Genomic DNA, 25,151 nt, shown 5'->3' with positions numbered 1-25,151 from the left:
GTTATGCGGTACAAGGGAGTGACACAACCGGAGCCGAATAGTTAACTTCTGCCGGTTCCATAATAAACATGTTATGAGTGTGGGCATTAACCCTGGTCGGGATTTTCTTCCAGATACGTCGGGGGCATTATTCTCAGGCACCATCCCCGGCCGTACACCCGAAGTGTGAACCTTCACTTTCCTTACCTTTGCACACATTTTTATTTGCGGTTAGAATATAGCACATACAGAACATATGAGTTTAAAGTATAAAGAGTTTTCGGGTTTAAATCTGCCTGCTATCGAAAAAGAAGTGCTTGATGCATGGCGGGAAAACGGTGCCTTCGAAAAAAGCGTTTCACTTCGTGAAGGAGCGCAACCATTTGTATTTTATGAAGGGCCACCAAGTGCGAATGGGATGCCGGGCATTCATCACGTGATCTCGCGTACATTAAAGGACCTCGTATGCCGGTATAAAACAATGAAAGGTTTCCAGGTGAAGCGTAAGGGCGGTTGGGACACCCATGGATTACCTGTTGAACTGGGTGTTGAAAAAATGCTTGGTATTACAAAAGAAGACATCGGTAAAACCATTTCTGTAGCTGAGTATAATGAGACATGCAGGCGCGAAGTATTGAAGTACAAGGATAAATGGGATGACATTACCAATAAAATGGGTTATTGGGTTGACCTTGAAAATCCATATATCACCTTCGAAAACAACTACATAGAAACGCTTTGGTGGATTCTGAGTAAGTTGTACGACAAGGGGCTGCTTTATGAAAGCGTTAGTATTCAGCCGTACAGCCCTGGTGCTGGTACAGGGTTGAGCTCACACGAGCTGAACCAGCCTGGTACATATAAGGACGTTAAAGACACCTCGGTAGTCGCAATGTTCAAGGCAATCAGGGACGACAGGTCGCAGTTCCTGTTTGACTCTGCGCAATCCGACCAGGTTTTCTTTATGGCCTGGACCACAACACCCTGGACCCTGCCGTCGAACCTTGGCCTGACGGTTGGACCTAATATCGACTATGTACTGGTAAAAACCTTCAATCCCTATACGCATCTGCCGGTCAATATTGTAATTGCCCAGGCGTTGCTGGCGAAATACTTTAAAGCGGAAGGCGAAAATGCATCGCTTGACGAGTATAAAGAAGGGGACAAAGTTCTTCCTTATACGATCCTTAATACTTTCAAAGGCCGCGACTTAGAGGAATGTCGTTATGAGCAGTTGTTGCCCTTCGAAGCGAATGATCCTAAAAACGCAGGTGGCGATCCTTTCCGGGTGCTACTCGGCGACTTTGTGACAACGGAAGATGGAACCGGTATCGTGCACACCGCCCCCGCGTTTGGTGCTGACGACTTTAAGGTTGGTAAGAAGTACGGAATTGGAATATTAACCATGGTGGATCGGCAGGGTAAGTTTGTTGACGGACTCGGCGAATTCAGTAACCGGTTTGTAAAGAACTATAAAGACGATAAGGCGTATGAAGATGTGAATGTTGACATATCTGTAAAGCTGAAGCGGGAAAATAGGGCGTTTAAGGTGGAAAAGTATGAACATAGCTATCCACATTGCTGGCGTACTGACAAACCGGTACTATACTATCCCCTGGATGCCTGGTTTATTAAGACAACTGCCTTGAAGGACCGTATGGTGGAGCTAAACAAAACAATCAACTGGAAACCAAAGTCGACCGGAGAAGGGCGATTTGGGAACTGGTTGGAAAATATGGTTGACTGGAACCTAAGCCGTAGCCGGTACTGGGGCACCCCGCTACCAATATGGAAAACGGAGGATGGATCTGAGCAGGTGTGTATCGGTTCTATCGAGGAACTCCGGGACCAGGCAGATAAAGCCCGGGAGGTCGTGGGGAGCGAAGTAAATGCGCGTATGCAGACTGCTGAACTCGACCTTCATAAACCCTTTGTTGACGACATTATATTACTTAGTGCGTCGGGAAAACCCATGAAGCGAGTGCCTGACCTGGTTGACGTTTGGTTTGACAGCGGAGCAATGCCGCTTGCACAATGGCATTTCCCGTTTGAAAACCACAAGGAGTTTGCCGCAAACTACCCCGCTGACTTTATAGCTGAAGGCGTAGATCAGACCAGGGGATGGTTTTACACCCTGCATGCCATCAGTGCTTTAATTAAGGAAGATGTGCAAGAGGAATTAAAATCGCGTGGTTTCCAGGTAAGCGACGAAAAATATCCTGGTCTTGCCTACAAAACCGTGGTTTCAAATGGGCTTGTGCTGGATAAAAGCGGGAACAAAATGAGCAAGCGACTTGGAAATGTGGTTGATCCTTTTCAGACGATTGAAAAGTTTGGCGCTGATGCTACCCGATGGTACCTGATCACCAATGCATCACCATGGGACAGCCTTAAATTCGACATCAGCGGGATCCAGGAGATACAGCGAAAATTTTTTGGTACCCTTTACAACACCTACCAGTTTTTTTCCCTCTATGCTAATGTGGACGGTTTTTCGTTCCGCGAGGCTTACATACCGTTAGAAGAGCGGCCAGAGATCGATAAGTGGATTTTATCGTCGCTGAATTCGTTGGTTAAGCGGGTGAACGAGGAGATGGATGATTATGAGCCCACACAGGCAGGGCGTGCGATAGAGGATTTTGTTGATGAACACCTGAGCAACTGGTACGTGCGGTTAAGCCGCCGGCGTTTTTGGAAAGGCGAATACGAGTTGGATAAGATCAGTGCTTACCAGACATTATATGAGTGCCTTGAAACAGTGTTGCGGTTAATGGCACCGATATCGCCGTTCTTTAGCGATGCACTTTTCTTGAATTTGAACAGGATCACTTTGCGATTCAATGCCGAAAGCATTCACCATGTTGATTTTCCGGTTGCAAATGAGAGCGTTATAGATACATCGCTTGAAGAAAGAATGCAGCTGGCGCAGGATGTCTGTTCGCTTGTACTCTCGATCCGGAAAAAGGTGAATATCAAAGTGCGTCAGCCTTTGGAAAAGGTGTTAATACCGGTGTTAAACCCCGAAATGAAAAAGCAATTGCAAAAGGTGGAGAGCCTGATTGCAAGTGAAGTAAATGTAAAGGGGGTTGAGTACCTGACCGACACTGAGGGCTTCATTAGTAAGAAAATAAAGCCGAACTTCATTGCCCTTGGTAAGAAGCTTGGTTCCAGGATGAAAGCTGTGTCTGCTGCACTGGCTGCTTTTTCACAGCACGAAATCTCCCTGTTGGAAAAAGAGGGTCAGTACACGCTTGACATTGGGGAGCCATTGGTTATTTCTTTAAACGAGGTGGAAATACTGGCAGAAGACATACCGGGATGGAGTGTGGCAAGTAAGGGTAGCCTTACCGTTGCGCTTGACATTACGTTAACCGACGAATTACTTCGCGAAGGTGAAGCACGGGAGTTTGTAAACCGGGTTCAAAATATGCGTAAAGACAGCGGCTTTGAACTTACTGACAGGATAAAGGTTAAAGTACTTGAAAATGCTTCACTGGGTCAATCTATTCATAAATATAAAAACTATATTTGCGCCGAAATTTTGGCTGATAGTATCGATTTTGTTCGTGAACTATCTGGTGCCACCGAAATTGAGGTAAACGACATTGCTCTAAAGGTCAGAATCTTAAAAAACGATTAATGCCATGCCCACTAAACCCTTAAAAGCTGTAGAGCCGCTTAAATCAGAGAAAGATTCCACTGCCTCCCGGCGATTGTCGCGCGAGAAGGATCATGAAGTTCAGTCCGGGAAATCAAACAGTTCTAATCATAATATAAAAGCGGGAGATCCGGAAGTATCAACAACCGAGTCCACTTCCTCCGCACAGACCTTAAAGACAAAATCAGTGAAAAAAGCACCAATAGAAACAAAAAACACCGCGAAACCGAATAAGAAAGCTGACGCTAAACCTGTTGTGCCTTCAGAAGACCAGGCCAATAGCCAGGATAATACAGAAAGTGCCGGCAAAGCTGTGCTAAAATCTGGTTCCGGCAATGGTGTAGCTAAGCCGGAGGAGTCGAAGACTGAGTCTAAAGCTGCCGCTGTTAAAGCCGCTGGAAAGCAGGTGATCGTTCCAAACAAACCAGCAATCAACCCAAAGCCTGTTTCTGACAAGAAGGAAGAATCTTCAGCTAGCGGGCCGGTAGTTGTACCAAAAACCTCTACGACAAAGATGGTTGATTATGCTCCGGAGTTTACCAAGAGTGTTCTGGATAGCCCGGCACAAGCACCATTAAAACCGACTATGAGATATAGTGATGTTGAACTAAATGAATTTCGCGAACTGATCAACAAAAAGCTTGAGGCTGCGAAAAAAGAACTTGCCTACTTGCAGGGCCTGATTACAAGAAAGGACGAAATGGGTGGAGATGAAAGTGATAACCGTTACATGACCATGGAAGATGGTAGCATGAGCATGGAAAGAGAGCAGCTCAGTCAAATGGCCAGCCGCCAGATCACGTTTATCGATCACCTTGAAAAAGCAATCATGCGGATCGAAAATAAAACATATGGTATTTGCCGGGTAACTGGTAAGTTAATCGATAAAGCTCGTTTGCGGGCGGTACCTCATGCTACGCTAAGCATGGAAGCCAAGTTGGGTATCGTAAAGTAATCGCAGAATATATTAATGTTAAACGGGAGGTGTTCGCGCCTCCCGTTTTTATTTACTTGATGCCGGTTATGTGGATAGTTGCTTACCTGACCTCCTGCATATTTACGAGTTTCTCGTAAATGCCACCTCTCATCAGGAGTTCGTCGTGCGTGCCGCTTTCCGCAACGCTACCTTTGTCTAATACGACGATCTGGTCGGCGTGGCGAATGGTACTGAGGCGATGCGCAATTACAACAGACGTTCGATTTTGCATCATCTTATTGATTGCGTCCTGCACAAGGCGTTCACTTTCCGTATCAAGCGATGATGTTGCTTCGTCGAGGATAAGGATTGGCGGGTTCTTTAGAACAGCCCTGGCAATTGTAAGCCGCTGACGTTCCCCTCCACTGAGCTTACTACCCCTGTCGCCGATGTTTGTCTGGTATCCTTCTTCCTTTGTTGTGATATAATTATGTGCATTAGCGATAACAGCAGCGTTTTTTACCTGTTCGGTAGTTGCCTTTTCCATGCCAAGTGCAATGTTATTTGCAATAGTGTCGTTGAACAGTATGGGCTCCTGGGTAACGATACCCATTTGAGTACGTACAGCGTGTAGTGAATATTCTTTGATGTTTTTTCCATCTATCAGGAGCTCTCCTTCGGTAACGTCGTGAAAACGGGGAATCAGGTCTGCAAGGGTACTTTTACCCGCACCCGATGAGCCCACCAGGGCGACGGTTTTGCCTTTATAAATTTTCAGGTTGATATTTTTTAGTATCACCTTTTCTTCATAGTGAAAGCTGACATTCCTGAACTCGATACAGTCGGTAAATTCAGGAAGTTGAAGACCATTTTCATTTGCATCCACCTTTACCGGGGCTTGTAAGATCTCCTCTATCCGGGCTATGGCAGCACTTCCACGTTGAATATTGTAAAAAGAAGTTGAAAGTGCCTTGGCCGGGCTGATGATTTGCGTGAAAACACCAATGTACATGATAAAGCCTTTTGCATCCAGCCCGGCTGAGGTTCCGCCGAGTACGAGTCTTCCGCCGAACCATAGTATCCCGCATAATACGAGCACTCCAAGGAACTCGCTTAGGGGAGAAGCAAGGTCCCGCCGGTATTGCATTTTGTTACGAACATGCAGCAGTTCTTCATTGGTGGTAAAAAAACGGTTTCGCAAGAGGCTCTCGGCATTAAAAGCTTTAATTACCCGGAGACCACCGAGGGTTTCATCCAAAACCGATAATGCCTCACCAAGTTTAACAGCTGCAACATTGGACTGTTTTTTTAGCGACCTGCTAATGCGGCCGATGATTAAGCCGGTTAGCGGGAGAAATATAAAAAGGAAAAAAGAAAGTTGCGGACTGAGAAAGATGAGGGTAGCCAGGATTATAATGATGTTTAGCGGATCTTTGATGAACCCCTCCATTGTTCCGACCACAGAGTTCTCCAGTTCACCAATGTCATTTGTCATCCTGCTCATTACGTCGCCTTTTCGCTGATCAGTAAAATAGCCGATAGGCAGATCAAGCAGTTTGTTGTACAGGTCGCCCCTTAACCTTGTCATGACCGAATTCTTCATTGGTGCAAGCACGTAGTAAGACAGGTATAAGAACACGTTTTTCAGCAAAACCATCACTATTATGACAACACAGATAATTGCAAGCGCTATTAATGGACCCTCGGCTCCGTTTGATTTGATGATGTCGAGAATTTTGTCATCGAAATATTTGATCAGGTTTGCTGCGCCTTTTACCGATTCTGTTCCTTTCCGGGTTGGTGGGCCACTTGAGGGGTCCACAAAGATCAAATCAAGAAAAAAAGGAAGGGTGCCAAGAGAAACAAGTGAGAAAACGATTGAGAGCACCGTAAACAGGAAATAGAGAAAGATGTTCTTTTTATAAAACCGCAAGTATTTGAATAGTCTCGAATATTTTTTCATCAGTGTTTTAAATCAATCGAATCCCCACAAAGTAACTAATTTTACCCTGATAAACACGATCTATGGAAGAAGGAAAACGGCAGAAGCAAGTGGCAGCGGTTCTGCAACAGGAATTGAATAATATTTTTATGAAGCTCGGCCTGAACATGATTGACGGAGGAATGGTTTCAATCGTTAAAGTACAGGTAACGCCTGACTTACTGGAGGCAAGGATCTATTTGAGTTTATTTAAAGTAGCGGATACCAGCGGTGCAATCAAACGGATAGAAGATAGGGCATGGGAGATCAAGCGCGAATTGAGTGCACAAATCAAGCACCAGCTTCGTCGCATACCGGTATTGACCTTTTACCTGGATGATACGCTTGATTATGTTTTCAAGATGGAAGAGATTTTCAGACAAATTAATCCTACCGACAATACTGAACCAAAGGCCTGAGTGCGCGCTCCTTTATGACTAACCTTACTTCATGACCCTTCTTTTTGCGTGGCGATACTTCAAGGCAAAGAAAAGCACCAACGCTATAAATATAATCTCCTGGATCAGCGTATTGGCAATTGCCGTTGGCGCAGCAGCACTTATTGTAGTGTTAAGTGTTTTCAATGGTTTTGAAGGACTGGTGAAAGGCTTATACGCGGATTTTTATGCCGATGTAAGAGTGTCGGCCAAATCCGGCAAGTTCATTACACTTACTCCCGCTCAACTTAATACGATTAGCACAACACCTGGGGTTAAAGGTTTAACCTTAACAGTAGAAGAGAAGGCAGTGTTGGTTAACAACGAATACCAAAGCATCGTGTACCTGAAGGGAGTAGACGATGCCTATCCTAATGTAAGCGGTTTGCCGTCGCATATTATAAAAGGAACCTTCGACCGTGGAACGGTGAAAAAGCCGGCATTGGTGATTGGTACCGGGATTGAAAACGCAATCGGAGCCGACCCCGGTAAAAACATCCGTCCCTTAACTGTTTATTTACCCAATCGTCAATCTACATCCACCTCAATTTCCGAGGCATTGAATTCCTTTAATGTTATGGTAAGCGGAAGTTTTGCTATACAGCAGGACTTTGATAATAAGTATGCGCTCACCAACATTGGTTTCCTGAAGTATATGCTTGACCTGCAGCCCAATGAGTTTACATCGGCCGAGGTAAAGTTGAGGGATCCATCGCAGATGGACCTTGTCAAAAACAGGATTCAAAAACGTTTGGGTCCAAACTTCATGGTTGAAACCCGGTACCAGCAAAACCAGAGTTTGTATTCGGTAATGCAGGTTGAAAAATGGGTGATCTATTGTATTCTTTCACTTATCCTGATGGTAGCTGCATTTAATATGATCGGAGCACTTACCATGTTGGTTCTTGAAAAGCAAAAAGACATTTCGGTTCTCCAGGCAATGGGTGCAAGCCGTGGGTATATACAAAAGATTTTTCTGAGTGAAGGTTTCGTGATCGCCATAATCGGTGGAGGATCAGGCATACTGCTGGCGGTATTGGTTTGCTTCCTCCAGATTAAATACCACTTGATTAAGTTAGAAGGGGGCAGTTTTATTATCGACTATTACCCTGTTAAGATGGTTGCACAGGATTTTCTACTCGTTATCACTACCGTTCTGGTTATCGCCTTGTTGGCGGCGTGGCTCCCTGCCCGAAAAGCCAGCAAACAGACATTTTCACTTAAAAGCTAACAACTTTGGCGCTTGGGCAATCTCTTTGGGACGGGCTGCGTTTATGCAGCTGCTACCTTGTTGTGGCTTTCCACCAGCAAATTTCAATGTTATAACGCCGGAGATCCCGGTAAGATCGATGTGAAGCAAACCGCTAAAAGGTGAACGTTCTGAAAACTATTCATTTCCTTATACATCATTCTTTTTTATCAGATCTCGGGTTTTTTTCTATTTTCGGCATGGTTATTATAAAGTATTTGACAACTTTTAACAGGTCTTTTTTTTGAATCGGGAGGCATCCATCACAAGGAATAATTCATCTAAGTGATGTTGGGGTATGGGCGGAAAAGCATAATGTAGCCAAAGTGAACATTGCATTATTTATCAGTAGATATTTCTAAATGCGCTGTAAATACATTTAATTTGCTATCCGGTTGCCCCCAATGATTATCAACAAAATTAAATGCTTAGTGCATGCAACAAATTATGATTGGCGGGATCTTAGCTTTTGCGGTTACCTTTTTTTCAATACCGGTAATTATTAAAGTAGCCAATGCGAAGAAACTTTACGACGAACCAGATGATGCACGGAAAATTCACACCAAACCAATTCCATCTTTAGGGGGCCTGGGCATATTTGTAGGTTTTGCCCTTTGTTTGCTTCTTACCCTTCCGTTTACGGCCACAGTACCTGAGTTTCAGTACTATATCGCCAGCTTCATGATCATGTTTTTCGTTGGGATCAAGGATGATATCCTGGGACTTTCTCCAATGAAGAAGTTTATCTGCCAGCTCGTCGTCGCTACCATACTAATGGTAAAAGGAGGATTGCTGATTACGAATATGCATGGTTTCCTTGGGCTTGAAACAATAAGTCCCGTTTTCAGTTATATACTCACTTTATTTACCATCGTTGTTACCGTGAATGCCTTCAACCTTATCGATGGTGTTGACGGATTAGCCGGTGGTATTGGCCTGGTTACCTCGCTAATCTTTGGCATATTCTTCTACGTTAACGACAACCTTCCCTATGCCTTGCTGGGAATTGGTTTTGCTGCAAGTGTACTGGCATTTTTGTATTACAACTTTCACCCTGCCAAGATATTCATGGGAGATACGGGTTCATTGCTAATGGGACTTGTAAACAGTATATTGGTTATCAAGTTCATTGAAAGCGGAACGGCGGTGAAGTACTATCCTTTATCGGCTTCCCCTGCTGTTGGTTTCGCCATTGTATTGCTTCCACTCATGGATACGTTACGCGTATTTGCCATCAGAATACTGAACCGCAGGTCGCCCTTTAGCCCTGACCGAAATCATATTCATCATTTGTTGCTGGACAGGGGATTAAACCATAAGAGTGTGGCGCTTACCTGTGTTGCGGTTAATGGTGTGTTTATCGCGGCTGGTTTTCTGCTGCAACCCATCGGCACAACCTTCCTAATCCTTGGCCTAGCAATGTTTTTCTTTGCCGGTATATACTTCCTTTACCTCACCAAGCCAAGGGCTACCGCGGCACTACGGGTAATCAAGAAGGCAGAAGTTGAAGAGAGTGAAATGGCTGAGCCGGCTGGTAAAAGAATTCGCCTTGTTTCCTTATTCAACCGTGCAGTTGCTGTTGACGAGGATTAATTCATAAGTTATCGTTTTAAAAAAGCAACCCTGTTGGTTGCTTTTTTTATGCTGGGTCTAATAAGCGCAGTTAAACCCTATTTCATAGATTTGCCCACAAATTTTTGTTTACTATGACGGAAGAGCTGGAATTAATTATAGATGATGTGGAGGACTCCATGAAGAAAGCTATCGGTTTTCTGGAGGTTGAACTTGTAAAGATCCGCGCGGGAAAAGCCAATCCAAACATGCTCGACGGAATCAATGTGGATTATTACGGTAGCCCTACCCCAATCAACCAGGTCGCGAATATCAATATCATGGATGCCCGAACCATCAGTATTCAACCCTGGGAGAAGAACATGTTGCACCAGATTGAACGCGCTATTATCGCTGCAAACATTGGGATCAACCCGCAGAATGATGGGGTGCTGATTCGGTTATTCCTGCCGCCCCTGACGGAGGAGCGTCGCCGTGAAATGGTGAAAAGGGCAGCAGCCGAGGGTGAGCATTCGAAAGTTGCTATCCGGAACATTCGCCGCGACGGGATTGAGCAAGTTAAAAAGTTGCAGAAAGAAGGTTTGAGTGAAGATGTTGCCAAGGATGCTGAACAATCGATACAGAGTGTAACCGACAGGTTTATCTTGTTGGTAGATAAGCACCTGGATGCAAAGGAGAAAGAGATAATGTCGGTTTAAATATCAGAGACTAGATTAAGTTCCGGAAGGTCTGCAATGTATGTTGTGGACCTTTTTTGTTGTTGTGCCTTCAAAACCGAAGGTTGTTAGGAAGACTAAGATTTTGTAGGCAGTGCTTGCCGCTCGTTACTACAACTTAATTACAACGGCTTTTACGGGCTTAGCCGGCTTATTTGCAAGGTAAACTCCAACAAGGATGATCCCAAGGCATAATACCTGGAGTGCTGAAATATGTTCACCATCAAGTAGCCCCCAAAACACAGCGACAAAGGGTATCCCGTAAGTTACCATCGAAGCAAATAGTCCCCCTGCCCGTTTTACAAGCATATAAAAAAGAATAGAAGCTACTGCAGTACCGAAAACGCCCAGTACAATGCCTGCAGCAGTAGATTTCAGGACAGCGTAATTGGAGAATTCATGTTGTTGGTAGCCGCTCAACAATAAGGCGAGGCCTGAAGGGATAACAAGGAAAGTAAAAGCAACGGCAGCAATGTTTAGGGATCCAACAGTGTTTAAGTGCCGGGCAACAATATTTACATTGATACCATAGAGAATTGTAGCCAACAATACCAGCAAGGAATAGCCGATATAGCTAAAGCTGATGTTGCCTTTTGCAAGAAACAGCAGGCATAGTCCGGTGAAACCAATCAATACTCCTATTTGCTTCTGCCGGTTAATCTTAAGGTCGAAGAAGCTTATGCCAACTACGATGGTAAACAGCGGTGTTAAGGCATTCAGTATCCCGGCAAGTGAACTGTCGATCCTCGTTTCGGCAATGCAAAACAGAAATGCCGGAAAAAAGCTTCCCAGTAAACCGGAAAGCATAACCAACTTGAGCTTTTCATTTGGAATTGCCTTATACGCCCTGATTGTAAAGGGCAGGAGAACCAGCCCTGCACTGATCATTCGCAAACCAGCTACATCATACGGCGACAAGGCTTCCATCCCGGTTTTCATAAGCTTGAAGGAGCTGCCCCAAATGAGGCACAGCACAACGAAAATCCCGATGTTTACAAATTTATCCTTCAAACCTTTTGGTTTGCGGTAAAGGTCATACATTCGGTAGTACAGTCGTAAAAAATAAAAACGTTTAATGTGATTAAACTCAACGAGATTTCGACAAGGGCTCCAAAAGGCTGGGACAAGGAAACAACCAAGGCTAAAACAGCAGAAGTACTCGAAGAGCTGGACGACTATCAAAACCTGTTGTATGCCGGTGGCAAAGAGTCAATGCTGATAATACTGCAAGGAATGGATGCCAGTGGTAAAGACGGTGTTATTAAAAATGTATTTAGTTACATCAACCCGCAGGGCATATCTGTTAAGTCGTTCAAAGCACCCTCTACCGACGAATTATCACACGATTTCCTGTGGCGTATACACCAGCACGCTCCTTCGAAGGGAATGATTCAACTTTTCAACAGGTCGCATTACGAGGATGTATTGATCACGAGGGTTCATAAATGGTGCGATGATGAGACCGCTTATAAAAGGATGGAGGCTATCAACCACTTTGAAGAGCTATTGCAGGAGCATAATGATACTACGATACTTAAATTCTACCTGCATATATCGCGGGAAGAACAGCAGCAACGTTTCGACGAGCGGTTGAAAAACCCGATGAAACGATGGAAACACAACCCAAAAGACCATGAAGAGGCAAAGTTGTGGGATGATTATCAGAAAGCCTATGAAGACTGTTTCGAAAGATGCAATAAAGTACCCTGGGAAATTGTGCCTGCTGATCAAAACTGGTACAAGGAACACCTTATTGCTACCCGGGTTATTGAAACACTGAAAGGTATGAAACTAAAATACCCGGAATAGCCAATTTCTAGAGGCACACATCAGTAAAGAAAAAATATACGCTGGTCAACCGTTAACCCGGAAGTAGCCTGGCATGGCGTCGTACTTCAAGAGCGCCGTTGATTGACGCTAATGTACACAGGTCATTGCTATCGAGGAAGACACCATCCTGCTTGTAATTATCAACCCGGATTAAATCAACCCTTCAGTAGCTAGATCACCAGAACCGATAGGTGTACAATCCGGGTAGAGCAGTTTATATTTGTGAAGCTTGCCGGCACCAATGTGTTTCCGCTACTTACCAATTTTATGAAAAAATCATTACTAATCCTTGTATTGTGCTCAGTTGTATCGTCGGTTGAGGCCCAGACGTCAGCGAACGGAACAAAGCCTAAAGCACCTGTAAAATCGAAGAAAACGAGCGGTAAATGGGATAAAGGCGGTATTGCCAGCTTTGCTGTCGCACAATCAGGTACCCGCAACTGGGCAGCTGGTGGTGACCGGTTTAGTCTTTCCGCTAATGCTTTTCTTTACCTCTACGCAAAACACACTATTGGGCGTGGGCACTGGGACAACATGGTGGATGCAAGTTTTGGATTGCTGAAAAGCCGGGCTCATGGACTGGTTAAAAACGATGATAAGCTGGAATTGACCTCAAGGTGGTCATATGAACTTGGTAAAAAACCCATTCGTCATTTCAGGCTTGGAGCTGTTCTGAACTTCAGAACCCAATTTGCTGATGGATACGACTATGATGATGGAAGGAAGCGTATTTCTGCTTTTCTGGCTCCCGGGATTTTTACGCTTTCACCGGGTATCCAGTATTTTTCAAACAAAGAAACATTCAGTGGTCATCTTGGAGTTGCCAGCCGCTCTGTTTTGGTTGCAAACAGGCCGTATGAACTTGCAGCTAACTATGGAGTTTTGCCAAATAGCGAAGTTCGGATAGAAGCCGGTTTGCATGCTTTATTCAATTATAACAAAGAGGTGGTGAAGAATGTAAACCTGCGTTCGGCACTGGACCTATTTTCTGATGTTGTTGCTAAAGATCCGGCCAATATTGATGTATATTGGACCAACATGATTAACATGCGAGTTAATAACTGGCTAAACGTGATTTACAGTTTTGATCTCAAGTACGACGTTAACACCCGGATTTTTGGCTATACCAAATCCCGACCCGATACTCAACTGAAGTCTGTTTTTGGTGTGGGTGCTTCCGTAAAGTTCTAGTGATCCTTGCAGCTGTTGGTGAACAACGAAGATTTTTTTGGCTCAAGCTGAAGTGAGTCTATTTGGCATCCTTGTCCGCCCGGCTACGCCGTTCGGCCGCCCGCCCGGATGAACCGGTTCGGACGGGGGCGTCGCACTCTTTTACTGCATCGCATTACTGGGCTCAGCGAAATCGAATTAACGGCTTATCGAACCACATTGCTTCATAATAATTACTTTTGTTGTATCCCGTAATGCAGTGCATACGGGATTATTTTTCTAGCTCAAACCGACCCCGTGAACCCCGAAATATACCAGATAAAGCTTCCCCAGTTTGAAGGTCCGTTTGACCTGCTGCTTTTTTTTATAGAAAGAGACGAGTTAGACATCTATAACATACCGATTACTACCATCACTAACGATTTTCTCGCTTTTATTCATTCACAGGAGTCGCTGAACATTGAGCTTAGTAGTGAGTTCATCCTTTTTGTTTCAACCCTAATGCGCATAAAAGCGAAAATGCTTTTGCCCCGCAAGGAAATTGATGCCCAGGGGAACGAAATTGATCCCAGGCAGGAGTTGGTCGATAAAATTCTTGAATACAAGAAGTTCAAGGAAGCTGCCGTTCAAATGGCTGAGATGGAAGCTTTGCGCATGTTAATGGTAAAAAGAGGAAACCTGCAGAAGGAGCTCAGTGAAATAGGGGAAAACGCAGGAGAAGGTACCGAGATACAAAATATCAGTTTGTTTAAGCTGATGAAGGCCTTCGAGAAGGTCATGCAGAAAGTACATGATCGACAGAACAGGCCGGTCCATACCGTTGTGCGTTACAATTACACCATGGAAGAGAGCAGGCAGTACGTGCTTGACACTGCAGCAAAAGGTAAAACGGTTTCGTTCGAAAAGGTTTTCGAGGTTTGTAACGATCGCATACACGCGATATTCCTGTTTCTTTCCGTGCTTGAACTGATCCAGTTACACTTTATGACGATAATGGTCGGCGAAGGAAAAAATAACTTTATCATTGAATGGAACGAGAACCGTGAGGAGGAAGACACCGGTCTGGACCTGGCAACCCGTAATTATCCTTCAGAAAATTAACCGGCTGCAAAGCGGGATCGTAAACTAATCCACCAGCCTTATTCTTAGCCGGCGATCATGCTACTCACCCTAACTTTATCCTTCAGCATTTCGCGAACTGTTTCTGCAATACCCTGGGCATCGTAGCCACATTCGCGATGAAGTTCTTTGGGGCTACCATGTTCAACAAGCCTGTCCGGTATTCCGAGCATCTTTACTTCTGCGTGATAATTATTTGCGGCCATGAACTCCAGAACTGCGCTTCCAAATCCACCCACGATCGTTCCATCTTCTACCGTAATTACTTTACCATAGTTTTGGAAAACCTCGTGCAGCAATTCTTCATCAATTGGCTTAACAAAACGCATGTCGTAGTGTGCCGGGTTGAGGCCCTGAGTTTTAAGTTCCCGGATAGCATTAGTAGCAAAGTTCCCCGGATGTCCAAAAGAGAGAATAGCGATATCCTCACCGCCCTTGATTTTTCTGCCTTTCCCGATGGGAATTTCTTTAAATGGCGTGCGCCATTCCGTCATCACGCCCTCACCCCGTGGATAGCGTATTACAAAAGGAGCGTCGTTGGTGGGTAATTGCGCAGTGTACATCAGGTTCCTAAGCTCAGACTCGTTCATGGGTGCACTGATGACCATGTGCGGAATACAGCGGAAGTAAGCAATATCATACGCACCGTGGTGGGTAGGTCCGTCTTCGCCCACAAGTCCGGCGCGATCCAGGCATAAAACCACCGGCAACTTCTGAATCGCTACGTCGTGCACGACCTGGTCGAAAGCCCGCTGCATAAAGGAAGAGTAAATGTTGCAGAACACGGTTAATCCCTGGGTTGCAAGGCCCGCACTAAGCGTTACCGCGTGCTGCTCGCATATACCCACATCAAATGACCGGTCAGGCATTTTGTCCATCATAAATTTCAGGGAGCAACCACTTGGCATTGCCGGGGTAACTCCCATGATCTTGTCGTTAGCTTCGGCAAGTTCAACTATTGTATGACCAAAAACATCCTGGTATTTGGGCGGTTGCGGGGCATCATATTTCTTTTTAACGATCTCTCCGGTGATTTTATCAAATAATCCCGGGGCGTGCCATTTGGTTTGGTCCTTTTCGGCAAGCGAATAACCTTTACCCTTAACCGTAATGATATGAAGGATCTTTGGTCCGGGAATTTCCCGGAGGTCCTTTAGCGTGTCGATAAGCTTTGTAATGTTATGTCCGTCGATCGGACCAAAGTATCGCAGCTTAAGCGCCTCAAAAAGATTTGCACTGCTGCTAACCATGCCTTTTACACTGTCGGTTAACTTGTGTGCCATTGCCCTTGTAAAACCTTTACCAACCGGCAATTTGCCCAAAGCATTCCAAACGTCGTCTTTGAGCTTATTATAGGTGGGAGAGGTAGCAATATCTGTTAAGTATTCTTTGAGCGCGCCCACATTTGGGTCGATGCTCATACAATTGTCGTTTAAAACGATCAACACATCACTGTCGGCAACACCTGCATGGTTCATTGCCTCAAAGGCCATTCCGGCGGTCATGGCTCCGTCGCCAATAACGGCAACAACCTTGCGATCTTCTTCTTTTTTGTATTTGGCAGCCATGGCCATACCAAGCGCAGCAGAAATCGAAGTTGAAGAATGCCCTACTCCAAACGTGTCGTACTCACTTTCTGACCGTTTGGGAAAACCACTTAGACCGTTGTATTTCCTGTTTGTATAAAAATTCTCCCGGCGACCGGTTAAGATTTTATGCCCATATGCCTGGTGACCAACGTCCCAAACCAACTGGTCGTAAGGTGTATTGTAGATATAATGTAAAGCCACCGAAAGCTCTACAACACCCAGGCTGGCTGCAAAGTGACCACCGTGTACACTAACAACGTCAATAATGTACTGCCTGAGTTCGTCGCAAACCTGGTGTAATTGTTCCCGGCTGATATTTTTAAGGTCCGAAGGGGCATTAATTGTTTTGAGTAACGTGCCGGGAGTAATTTCCATTCACTAAATTTTTGTAAAAATAAGGCTTTAAACCTTTTTGATCGGGTACCTGGTTTATAACAACAAAGTTTTATAACGAAAGTTTAAATGCGATATTTGAAAGGAGCATTGTTAATCCTGCAAATCTTTTGAACGGAAATCAATAACTTGTACGAAAGAATATCATACAAAGAACTGGTGCGACATTTGGCTTCTGCACCAATGGAACCCACATTTCACCTTTAATCAAAAGTATTCAGGTGAAAGCACCACAGTTCGTTATTTTTGAGAAATATGAAGCAAAAGATCTCTAAGTATTGGCTTTGCCAAATTGGGGGCTGGAGTACCTATATTATTGTTTGGACCTTCTTCTACCTTACTCTGCGTACCCAGGAGCAGCCGAATTTCTTTGAGGTGCTTATGCTCGATGCCATTGTAGGGCTGGCCACAACCCATTTAATGCGGTTTTGTATTCGACGGCTCGGATTTCTTAAGAAGTCGCTCGACATCCAGATCATCTCGATGTTTCTTACCACACTGGCTTTCTCATTTGCTTTTGGATTCGCCAGCATCTTCTTCGAGAACTTGTTCAACCTAACCCCCGAACAATTCAAGCGGTTCACCCTGTTTAACCAGACTTTACGGGCATCATATGGTGCTTTCTTCTTCCTGATCATCTGGAATCTCATTTATTTTACTTACCACTACATTGAAAAAAGCCGCCAGGAGCAGCTTGATAAGATCCGCTTACAAACACTTGTAAAAGAGCTGGAACTTAAAACTATAAAATCGCACATCAATCCTCATTTCATTTTTAATGCCTTAAACAGCATTAGGGCGCTGGTGGACGAAAACCCGGAAAGAGCACGCCAGGCTATTACCGAGTTGAGTAATATTTTAAGGAGCAGCATGAAAGCGGAAAAGCTTGAAACCGCTCCACTCGAAAAGGAGCTGGGGATCGTAAAAGATTACCTGGCACTTGAGCACATTCGCTTCGAGGACCGGCTCAGGGTGGAGTACGACGTAGATGAAGATACCCTTGATCAGCCGGTGCCACCTATGATGTTGCAAACGCTTGTGGAAAATGCCATTAAACATGGAATAAGCAAAAGGGTAGAAGGCGGGGTAATTAAAATCATTTCCGACTTTAAAGGCGACCAACACGAACTAATCGTTCAAAACACCGGGCATCTCAACGGAGGGTACAATAGCGACGGTTTTGGCTTGTACAGCACCCAAAACAGGTTGATGCTGATGTACGGCGAAAAAGCCCACTTTCAGATCAAAGATTCCAATGATATGGTGGAAGCCAAAATTACAATGCCTGCCACCCTGAACTAATAAACCCAATAACCCATGTCGATCAGAACGATCATCATTGATGACGAACGTCTAGCCAGGAACGAGTTAAAAAAGTTATTACAGGAGTTCAGTGAAATTGAGATTATAGATGAGGCCGCGAACGTAAACGAAGGCCTGGAGAAAATTGAACAACATTCACCGGACCTGATCTTCCTTGATATTCAGATGCCGGGAAAAACAGGTTTTGATCTGCTGGAGGAACTTGAAAGGAGCCCAAGGGTAATTTTTACAACCGCTTACGACGAATATGCTTTGAAAGCTTTTGAAGTAAATGCCTTCGACTACCTGTTAAAACCAGTTGAACCCCGCCGTTTGTACGACGCCATTCAAAAACTACACTACGAAGAAAGCAAAGAGCCTTCCTCATCCGGGGTTATCATCAACAGAAATACCCTGCTTGGTGAAAATGACCAGGTATTTGTAAAAGATGGTGAGCGCTGCTGGTTTGTAAAACTTAATGAAATTCGCCTGTTTGAAAGTGTAGGAAACTATGCCAAAGTGTTTTTTGCAGGCAATAAACCCCTGATCCTTAAATCGTTGAATGCCCTTGAAGAAAGACTCGACGACAAGGTGTTTTTCCGTGCCAATCGAAAGCACATTATTAACATGCGGTGGATCGATAAAATTGAGCCCTATTTCAATGGGGGGTTACTGCTGGAACTAAAAGGAGGAGAAAAAATTGAAGTAAGCCGCAGGCAAACGGTTAAGTTTAAGGAAATGATGAGTTTATAAAGGCTTAATGCTAAATGCATTCGGTTAACTTTACCGGATTTAGCACCATAGTTAACCAACATGATCAAACGTTTGATATTTCCGGCTTTTTTGCTAGTCGCAGTCACCGGTTTCTCTCAGCAGATTAATCAGGTGATTAACCTTAAAGAAGTTGAACGCATTGAAAAGACGCTTTCTTCCGACGATATGCAGGGTCGGAGAACCGGAACACCGGGGATTGACAAAGCAGCAGCTTTTATCAGCAACGAGTTTAAGGCAGCGGGCTTAAACTCGTATACGGGCCAGAAAGATTATTTTCAGCATTTCACCATGGTACGTCCAGTGCCGAACGGTGGCGCTGCTATCGTAAATGGCAAGGCTGTAGACCTAAGCCAGGTTGTTGTTGTAACCAGCCAGCCAGAATTAAAAATAAACGATAAGTCGGGATACGAAGTCGCCTACATTAAAGCGGGTGACAACCTTTTCGTGCAGGCTTCAGCCCTCGTGCAAGCTGGAAAAAACACCATTATTATTGTTGATACCAGTTTCAGGAGGCTATTTAGCAGGTTGACATTTCTGAAACGCCAATTGTTCAAATCCGACAAGAGCCAGGTTTTCCTGCTTTCGGCAGGAAAACCGGAAACTTTTTCCATTGAGTCTAAACACACTGTCACCGAAATGCCGTTGACAAACGTAGTCGGGGTTTTACCAGGTAAAACCAGAGCCGGTGAATTTGTTGTCTTCTCCGGGCATTATGATCACCTGGGCATTGGCAAACCAGAGAACGGCGACTCCATCTACAACGGTGCAAACGACGATGCCGCTGGCATAACGGGTGTTATAATGCTAGCGAAATACTTTAAGGCACTTAACAATAACCAACGCACAATCATATTTGTGGCTTTTACAGCAGAAGAGTCCGGGGGCTATGGCTCGCAGCATTTTTCCCGTACCCTGGATGCAGCAAAGGTTGCGGCGATGTTCAATATCGAGATGATTGGTACCGAAAGTAAATGGGGGAAGAATTCTGCCTATATTACCGGGTACGAGAAAACGGATATGGGACAGATCCTGCAGAAAAACCTTAGCGGATCGGACTTTAGGTTTTACCCCGATCCTTATACGGAAGAGCAATTGTTTTATCGTTCGGATAATGCCACACTCGCCCGCCTGGGGGTACCTGCACATACAATCTCCACTTCTAAAATGGATGCTGAACCCAATTACCATAAACCAAGTGACGAAATCGGCACATTAGACCTCGGCAATATGACTGAGATTATCAAGTCTATCGCGGTTAGCGCTACCTCCATCATTGCGGGAAAGGACAGTCCCTCAAGGGTAAAAACATCAGATCTGGAGCGATAGTCGCCAGGCAGCATCATCTACCATATTCCCGATTTGGTTTAATCAGCGGTTGAGCTTGTATCGCTCAGGTTTAATCCGGGCTGTTTTCTGGAAACAAGATCCATTCGGTTAATTACTGGGGTGTGCCAGCCCTTTACCAGCCCAGTTATTGGTTTCATTTAGTAAGCGGCGCAGTCGGTAAAATACTCGATATACTTTTGGTAAGGATGGGGCTCAGCCAGACTTAAGTGATTTAGTACACCAAACTTTGGAGGGAACTTACGGTAATTGCTAAATAGGGAAAATGCCGTACAAGAGTGCGACGCAACGATGTTTTCTGAAGCGATCCCGCCCGGTCCAAAAAAAATGTATTTGAGAGCAGTGTTTTGAAGGATCGGCGCAATCCGAAATTCGCTCATCCGTAATCCGCTAATTATACGCTGATCATCATGGAATGAACGGCATCGCTCATTTCTTTGATCAGGCTTTCGTCTTTTTCAATGGCATTACCTACTACGATCACGTCGGCGCCGGCTTTACAGTTGCGGTAAGCTTTTTCAGGATCGCTAATACCCCCGCCGATAATTAGCGGAGCTTCGATATGGCTTGCGACCATCTCGATCATGCTTTCAGGGATGGGACGTTTTGCACCGCTTCCCGAGTCCATATAAATGAGTTTCATGCCCAGCATTTCACCTGCCATGGCCGTGCAAAGGGCGATTTCATTTTTGTCGGAAGGAATGGGAGTGGCGTTTGAAATGTAGGAGACTGTAGTAGGTGCGCCACCATCGATGACCATATACCCTGTTGGCATAATTTCGAGCCCGCTTTTACGAACAAAAGGGGCACTGACAACGTGTTGACCAATTAGCAATTCAGGGTTACGACCCGAGATAAGAGAAAGATAAAGGAGGGCGTCGGCATACTTACTCACCTGTGAAGGGCTTCCGGGAAAAAGGATAACGGGAATATTGCAAAGGGATTTGATCTTTTGAATACACTCATCCTGGTGATTAGAGATCAGCAAACTACCACCTACAAATAGATAGTCAACTTTTGCATCGATTGCAAGTGATACCAACTGTTCAATTTTCGGATTGTCAACTTTATCAGGATCAACTAAGACCGCGAACGATTTGTGCCCCTGTTGTTTATTCCTTAAAAAATGCTGGTATAGCTTATTCTTCATGCAATTGATATCATCTGGTAATTGCAAAAATGCAAAAAACTTTTCTGTTTAAGCCGTTTATTTTAACAGAACCGCGCGTAATGCAACCGGGTAATGGAAATTGCGCGTTAAACACTCATACCAGATGCAATTATCGCACCCGGAAGAAGCAAAATCGGGGGTTATGGTGAGTGCTGCAACGAATTTATCATTGTAATTTTTGTTATATGATATTGTACTGGTTTTTAATTCACAATTAAGCAACAACAGTGCCCTGATTAGCACATTTAATTATCCACCGGCGGTGCATAATCCGTGAAACACAGCAGGGCTGGCGCTTACGTAAAAAGCGAACTCAATTTTCCACACGCTGTTGATATTTCCCTTTAAGCATTTCAGAAAAGGAGAGATATTTTCGTCGTCTGCTTCTTAATTTTTTAAACCAACGAACCCGTTTTAAATAACTATAAATCTTTTGCCAATGACCAAATCGAAATCCACAACCGGTCTTAAGTTCAGCCGGCGTTTTACCAAAGAAGGTGTATCGCCGTTCGACATGTTTGAATACGATTATCGTACAAGTATCATCAGGAACCCTAATGGTGAGGTTGTATTTGAAATGAACAACGTGGAGGTACCGAAACAGTGGAGCCAGATTGCAACCGACATTATTGCGCAGAAGTACTTTCGTAAAGCTGGTGTACCTCAACCGGATGGTTCTACAGGCCGGGAAACTTCTACCAAGCAGGTAGCACACCGTATGGCCAATTGCTGGAAGGTTTGGGGTGAAAAATATGGCTACTTCGCGAGTGCAAAAGACGGACAGGTATTTTATGAAGAGCTTGTATTCAGCATTTTAAACCAGGCTTGTGTGCCAAATAGCCCGCAGTGGTTTAATACCGGTTTATATGAGAGCTATGGTATTTCAGGCAAGCCGCAGGGGCACTATTTTGTAGACCAGACAGACGGACAACTTAAAAAATCTACTTCGGCATACGAGCGTCCGCAACCGCACGCCTGCTTTATCCTGAGCGTTGAGGACGATCTTGTAAACGATGGCGGGATCATGGACCTTTGGGTGCGTGAAGCCAGGATTTTTAAGTATGGTTCCGGAGTAGGTACCAACTTTTCCAACATTCGCGGCGAGGGTGAAAAACTTAGTGGCGGTGGTACTTCGAGCGGCTTAATGAGCTTTTTAAAGATTGGCGACCGCGCAGCTGGTGCAATAAAATCAGGTGGAACAACACGCCGCGCAGCAAAAATGGTGTGTCTCGACCTGGATCACCCTGAAATTGTTGATTTTATTGATTGGAAAGTTGAGGAAGAAAAGAAAGTAGGTGCGCTGATCAATGCCGGCTATGCATCAGACTACGAAGGAGAAGCATACAAGACCGTGAGCGGCCAGAACTCCAACAACTCTGTTCGTATCCCAAACGAATTTTTCGAGAAACTTGAAAAAGGAGAGGATTGGGAACTTAAGGCACGTACGGATGGCCGTACCATGAGAAAAATTGCTTCAAGAGAACTGTGGAACAAGATTGCTTATGCAGCATGGCGTTGTGCTGACCCGGGAGCTCAATACAATACGACCATTAACGAATGGCATACTTGTCCTAAAGGTGGTGAGATCCGTGCTTCTAATCCGTGCAGCGAATACATGTTCCTCGATAATACGGCCTGCAACCTTGCATCGGTAAACCTGAGGCAGTTTTTCGACGGTGACACCAACATTTTTGACGTGGAAGGTTTTGAATACACCTGCCGTTTATGGACAGTGGTATTGGAAATATCTGTGCTTATGGCCCAGTTTCCATCGAAAGAAGTAGCCCAATTGTCATACGACTACCGCACACTCGGTTTGGGTTTTGCCAACCTGGGAAGCATGCTTATGGTAAGCGGTATTGCTTACGACAGCGAAGAGGCTCGTGGAATTGCAGGTGCAATCAGTGCGATTATGACGGGTGTCAGCTACAGAACCAGCGCGGAAATGGCGGCAATCCTTGGCGCTTTTAATCGCTACGAAGAAAATAGGGAAGACATGATGCGGGTTATGCGTAACCACCGTCTGGCCGCATACGACGCAGATACTTACGAAAAGCTGAGCGTAAAGCCACAGGGTATCAAAGCGAAATATTGCCCCGATTACCTGCTTACGGCGGCTTGTAAAGCATGGGATGATGCTGTTGAACTCGGCGAAAAGTATGGATACCGTAATGCGCAAACTACCGTTATTGCCCCAACAGGAACCATCGGGCTGGTGATGGATTGCGATACCACCGGTGTTGAACCTGACTTTGCCCTGGTTAAATTTAAAAAGTTGAGCGGGGGCGGATACTTCAAAATCATTAACCAATCGGTTCCACAAGCTTTGCACAACCTTGGTTATGCCGAAAAAGAAGTGGATGCTATTATAAAATACGCGGTTGGAAGCGGCACATTTGATGGTGCGCCATTTATCAACCCTCAAACATTAAGTGAAAAGGGTTTTATAGCTGAAGAGATCAAAAAACTAAGCGAAGCCGTAAAATCTGCTTTTGAAATTGGTTTCGTTTTCAACAGGTTTAGTTTGGGAGAGGCATGTTTTGAAAGACTTGGATTTTCAGCAGAGCAATACAACGACTGGAGCTTCAACCTGCTTGAGGCGCTTGGTTTCACCGAAGAGGAAATTGATGCTGCAAATGATTATATCTGTGGTACCATGACCGTTGAGGGTGCACCTTACCTTAAAAAAGAACACCTTTCCGTATTTGACTGTGCAAACAAGTGCGGCAAAAAGGGCGAGCGCTTCATTCATGCGCATGGTCACATCCGCATGATGGGAGCTACACAGCCGTTCATCAGTGGTGCGATTTCTAAAACAATCAACCTTCCGAACGAGGCCAAGGTAGAAGAGATTGCTGATTGCTACTTGTTGAGCTGGCAGCTGGGACTTAAAGCAAATGCTTTGTATCGCGATGGATCGAAACTAAGCCAGCCACTGAGCAATAAAAGCGATAAGAAAAAGAAAACGGAAGACACCGCAACAACTGCAACAACCGCATCAACCCAAACTGCTGAAGCTGCACAAGCTGAGGCGAACATTGTGGACATGAGCAAGCTTACCGTAGCTGAATTGCTCGACGAAGTTGCAAAGCGGATGCAGGATAGTCCGGATACCCAGTTTATGCGCCAGTTATCGCGTATTGTTGAAAAGAAGACCCTGCCTGGAAAGCGCCGTGGATTTACCCAAAAAGCAAAAGTAAACGGCCAGGTATTGTTCCTACATACCGGTGAATACAGCGATGGTACGCTGGGCGAGATCTTCATCGACTTGTCGAAAGAAGGTTCCACCCTTCGCAGCCTGATGAACTGTTTTGCCATTGCCGTTTCTATCGGTCTGCAGTATGGTGTTCCGTTAGAAGAGTACGTTGAGAAATTTGTGTTCACCAAGTTTGAGCCGGCCGGAATGGTTGATCATCCAAACATTAAAACCACGACATCACTGGTTGACTTTACGTTCAGGTGTCTTGCTTACGAATACCTGCACCGTACCGACCTGGTGCACGTACTCAATAAACCCGAGATCGGCAACCTTGGCGAAGATGAGGAAGTTGACGACATAAAACCTGAGCTAAGCAAGGTGAGGGTTTCATCGCCAAATGTTGCCCCGGTAACCCACCCGCAAAAGTTGCACCGTGCAAGTGTTGCCAAAGCTGATGTGGGTATGGACGCGGTAAATGCAGCTGCTAAAAACATGCAGAGCGATGCGCCTGCCTGTAATGTATGTGGTCATATTACCCTTAGAAGCGGTACCTGTTACAAATGCCTGAATTGTGGTAACAGCATGGGATGTAGCTAACAAGTCTTTGATATAAACATAAAGGCCACCGGTATGGTGGCTTTTATGTTTATCGGTATTGCTAATTGTACCGTTATGAGCAGGGCTAATAGCCGTGAAAATCGCCGAAACAAACAATCTGCAGACTGCCCCCGGGTGAACAGCTGAGCCGGCCT

General features: G+C 44.9%; 17 protein-coding genes. 13 read left to right on the top strand and 4 right to left on the bottom strand.

Annotated features, from left to right (window positions below; genetic code table 11):
- Positions 1 to 235 precede the first annotated feature (235 nt).
- Positions 236 to 3,619 carry an isoleucine--tRNA ligase gene (gene ileS / locus EXU57_RS11470; protein WP_133268352.1) on the top strand — a complete coding sequence of 1,128 codons (3,384 nt, stop codon included), beginning with the start codon at positions 236 to 238 and terminating at the stop codon, positions 3,617 to 3,619.
- A gap of 4 nt (positions 3,620 to 3,623) precedes the next feature.
- Entirely contained in the window at positions 3,624 to 4,592 is a 969-nt protein-coding gene (locus EXU57_RS25615) for a TraR/DksA family transcriptional regulator (protein ID WP_243745574.1), read from the top strand.
- Positions 4,593 to 4,674: 82 nt separating this feature from the next.
- Here the strand turns inward: EXU57_RS25615 and EXU57_RS11460 are convergent, their stop codons facing one another.
- Positions 4,675 to 6,516, bottom strand: coding sequence for an ABC transporter ATP-binding protein (locus EXU57_RS11460; protein ID WP_133268351.1), 1,842 nt, complete (start codon positions 6,514 to 6,516; stop codon positions 4,675 to 4,677).
- Between the two features lie 62 nt (positions 6,517 to 6,578).
- Here EXU57_RS11460 and EXU57_RS11455 point away from each other — a divergent pair, with 62 nt between their 5' ends.
- From EXU57_RS11455 to frr, 4 genes are all read left to right on the top strand, one after another.
- Positions 6,579 to 6,953 carry a ribosome-binding factor A gene (locus EXU57_RS11455; protein ID WP_133268350.1) on the top strand — a complete coding sequence of 125 codons (375 nt, stop codon included), beginning with the start codon at positions 6,579 to 6,581 and terminating at the stop codon, positions 6,951 to 6,953.
- 31 nt (positions 6,954 to 6,984) lie between these two features.
- Positions 6,985 to 8,202, top strand: coding sequence for an FtsX-like permease family protein (locus EXU57_RS11450; RefSeq protein ID WP_133268349.1), 1,218 nt, complete (start codon positions 6,985 to 6,987; stop codon positions 8,200 to 8,202).
- A 453-nt stretch (positions 8,203 to 8,655) separates the two neighbouring features.
- On the top strand, positions 8,656 to 9,813 hold the full coding sequence (locus tag EXU57_RS11445; RefSeq protein ID WP_133268348.1) for an MraY family glycosyltransferase: 1,158 nt from the start codon (positions 8,656 to 8,658) through the stop codon (positions 9,811 to 9,813).
- 113 nt (positions 9,814 to 9,926) lie between these two features.
- The gene (gene frr, locus EXU57_RS11440; RefSeq protein ID WP_133268347.1) at positions 9,927 to 10,490 is read left to right on the top strand and encodes a ribosome recycling factor; all 564 of its coding nucleotides are present in this window, start codon (positions 9,927 to 9,929) and stop codon (positions 10,488 to 10,490) included.
- A gap of 129 nt (positions 10,491 to 10,619) precedes the next feature.
- Here the strand turns inward: frr and EXU57_RS11435 are convergent, their stop codons facing one another.
- The gene (locus tag EXU57_RS11435; RefSeq protein WP_165958112.1) at positions 10,620 to 11,519 is read right to left on the bottom strand and encodes a DMT family transporter; all 900 of its coding nucleotides are present in this window, start codon (positions 11,517 to 11,519) and stop codon (positions 10,620 to 10,622) included.
- Positions 11,520 to 11,585: 66 nt separating this feature from the next.
- On the opposite strand from EXU57_RS11435, the gene EXU57_RS11430 reads away from it, so the two are divergent.
- The 3 genes from EXU57_RS11430 to EXU57_RS11420 all read left to right on the top strand — a co-directional run bounded on the left by EXU57_RS11430 (position 11,586) and on the right by EXU57_RS11420 (position 14,609).
- Positions 11,586 to 12,317 carry a PPK2 family polyphosphate kinase gene (locus tag EXU57_RS11430; RefSeq protein WP_243745573.1) on the top strand — a complete coding sequence of 244 codons (732 nt, stop codon included), beginning with the start codon at positions 11,586 to 11,588 and terminating at the stop codon, positions 12,315 to 12,317.
- 288 nt (positions 12,318 to 12,605) lie between these two features.
- The gene (locus EXU57_RS11425) at positions 12,606 to 13,529 is read left to right on the top strand and encodes a DUF3078 domain-containing protein (protein ID WP_133268344.1); all 924 of its coding nucleotides are present in this window, start codon (positions 12,606 to 12,608) and stop codon (positions 13,527 to 13,529) included.
- A 276-nt stretch (positions 13,530 to 13,805) separates the two neighbouring features.
- Positions 13,806 to 14,609, top strand: a complete 804-nt coding sequence (locus EXU57_RS11420) for a segregation and condensation protein A (RefSeq protein WP_133268343.1) — start codon at positions 13,806 to 13,808, stop codon at positions 14,607 to 14,609.
- A gap of 44 nt (positions 14,610 to 14,653) precedes the next feature.
- Here the strand turns inward: EXU57_RS11420 and dxs are convergent, their stop codons facing one another.
- The gene (dxs, locus tag EXU57_RS11415) at positions 14,654 to 16,591 is read right to left on the bottom strand and encodes a 1-deoxy-D-xylulose-5-phosphate synthase (protein WP_133268342.1); all 1,938 of its coding nucleotides are present in this window, start codon (positions 16,589 to 16,591) and stop codon (positions 14,654 to 14,656) included.
- Positions 16,592 to 16,864: 273 nt separating this feature from the next.
- On the opposite strand from dxs, the gene EXU57_RS11410 reads away from it, so the two are divergent.
- Genes EXU57_RS11410 through EXU57_RS11400 form a run of 3 tightly spaced genes read left to right on the top strand, consistent with a single transcriptional unit; the run spans position 16,865 to position 20,011 of the window.
- The gene (locus EXU57_RS11410) at positions 16,865 to 17,911 is read left to right on the top strand and encodes a sensor histidine kinase (protein WP_133268341.1); all 1,047 of its coding nucleotides are present in this window, start codon (positions 16,865 to 16,867) and stop codon (positions 17,909 to 17,911) included.
- A gap of 15 nt (positions 17,912 to 17,926) precedes the next feature.
- On the top strand, positions 17,927 to 18,664 hold the full coding sequence (locus EXU57_RS11405) for a LytR/AlgR family response regulator transcription factor (RefSeq protein WP_207955465.1): 738 nt from the start codon (positions 17,927 to 17,929) through the stop codon (positions 18,662 to 18,664).
- Positions 18,665 to 18,724: 60 nt separating this feature from the next.
- Positions 18,725 to 20,011 (top strand): M20/M25/M40 family metallo-hydrolase, encoded by a 1,287-nt coding sequence (locus tag EXU57_RS11400; RefSeq protein ID WP_133268340.1) that lies wholly within the window; start codon positions 18,725 to 18,727, stop codon positions 20,009 to 20,011.
- Positions 20,012 to 20,423: 412 nt separating this feature from the next.
- Here the strand turns inward: EXU57_RS11400 and EXU57_RS11395 are convergent, their stop codons facing one another.
- The gene (locus EXU57_RS11395; RefSeq protein ID WP_133268339.1) at positions 20,424 to 21,179 is read right to left on the bottom strand and encodes a geranylgeranylglyceryl/heptaprenylglyceryl phosphate synthase; all 756 of its coding nucleotides are present in this window, start codon (positions 21,177 to 21,179) and stop codon (positions 20,424 to 20,426) included.
- Between the two features lie 460 nt (positions 21,180 to 21,639).
- On the opposite strand from EXU57_RS11395, the gene EXU57_RS11390 reads away from it, so the two are divergent.
- On the top strand, positions 21,640 to 24,996 hold the full coding sequence (locus EXU57_RS11390; RefSeq protein ID WP_133268338.1) for a vitamin B12-dependent ribonucleotide reductase: 3,357 nt from the start codon (positions 21,640 to 21,642) through the stop codon (positions 24,994 to 24,996).
- The last annotated feature ends 155 nt before the right edge of the window (positions 24,997 to 25,151 follow it).

The sequence above is a fragment of the Segetibacter sp. 3557_3 genome (genome assembly GCF_004354985.1).
In the GTDB taxonomy this organism is placed as follows: domain Bacteria; phylum Bacteroidota; class Bacteroidia; order Chitinophagales; family Chitinophagaceae; genus Segetibacter.
The sequence above is the reverse complement of the archived record's forward strand: the minus strand, read 5'-3'. Positions and strand labels throughout refer to the sequence as shown.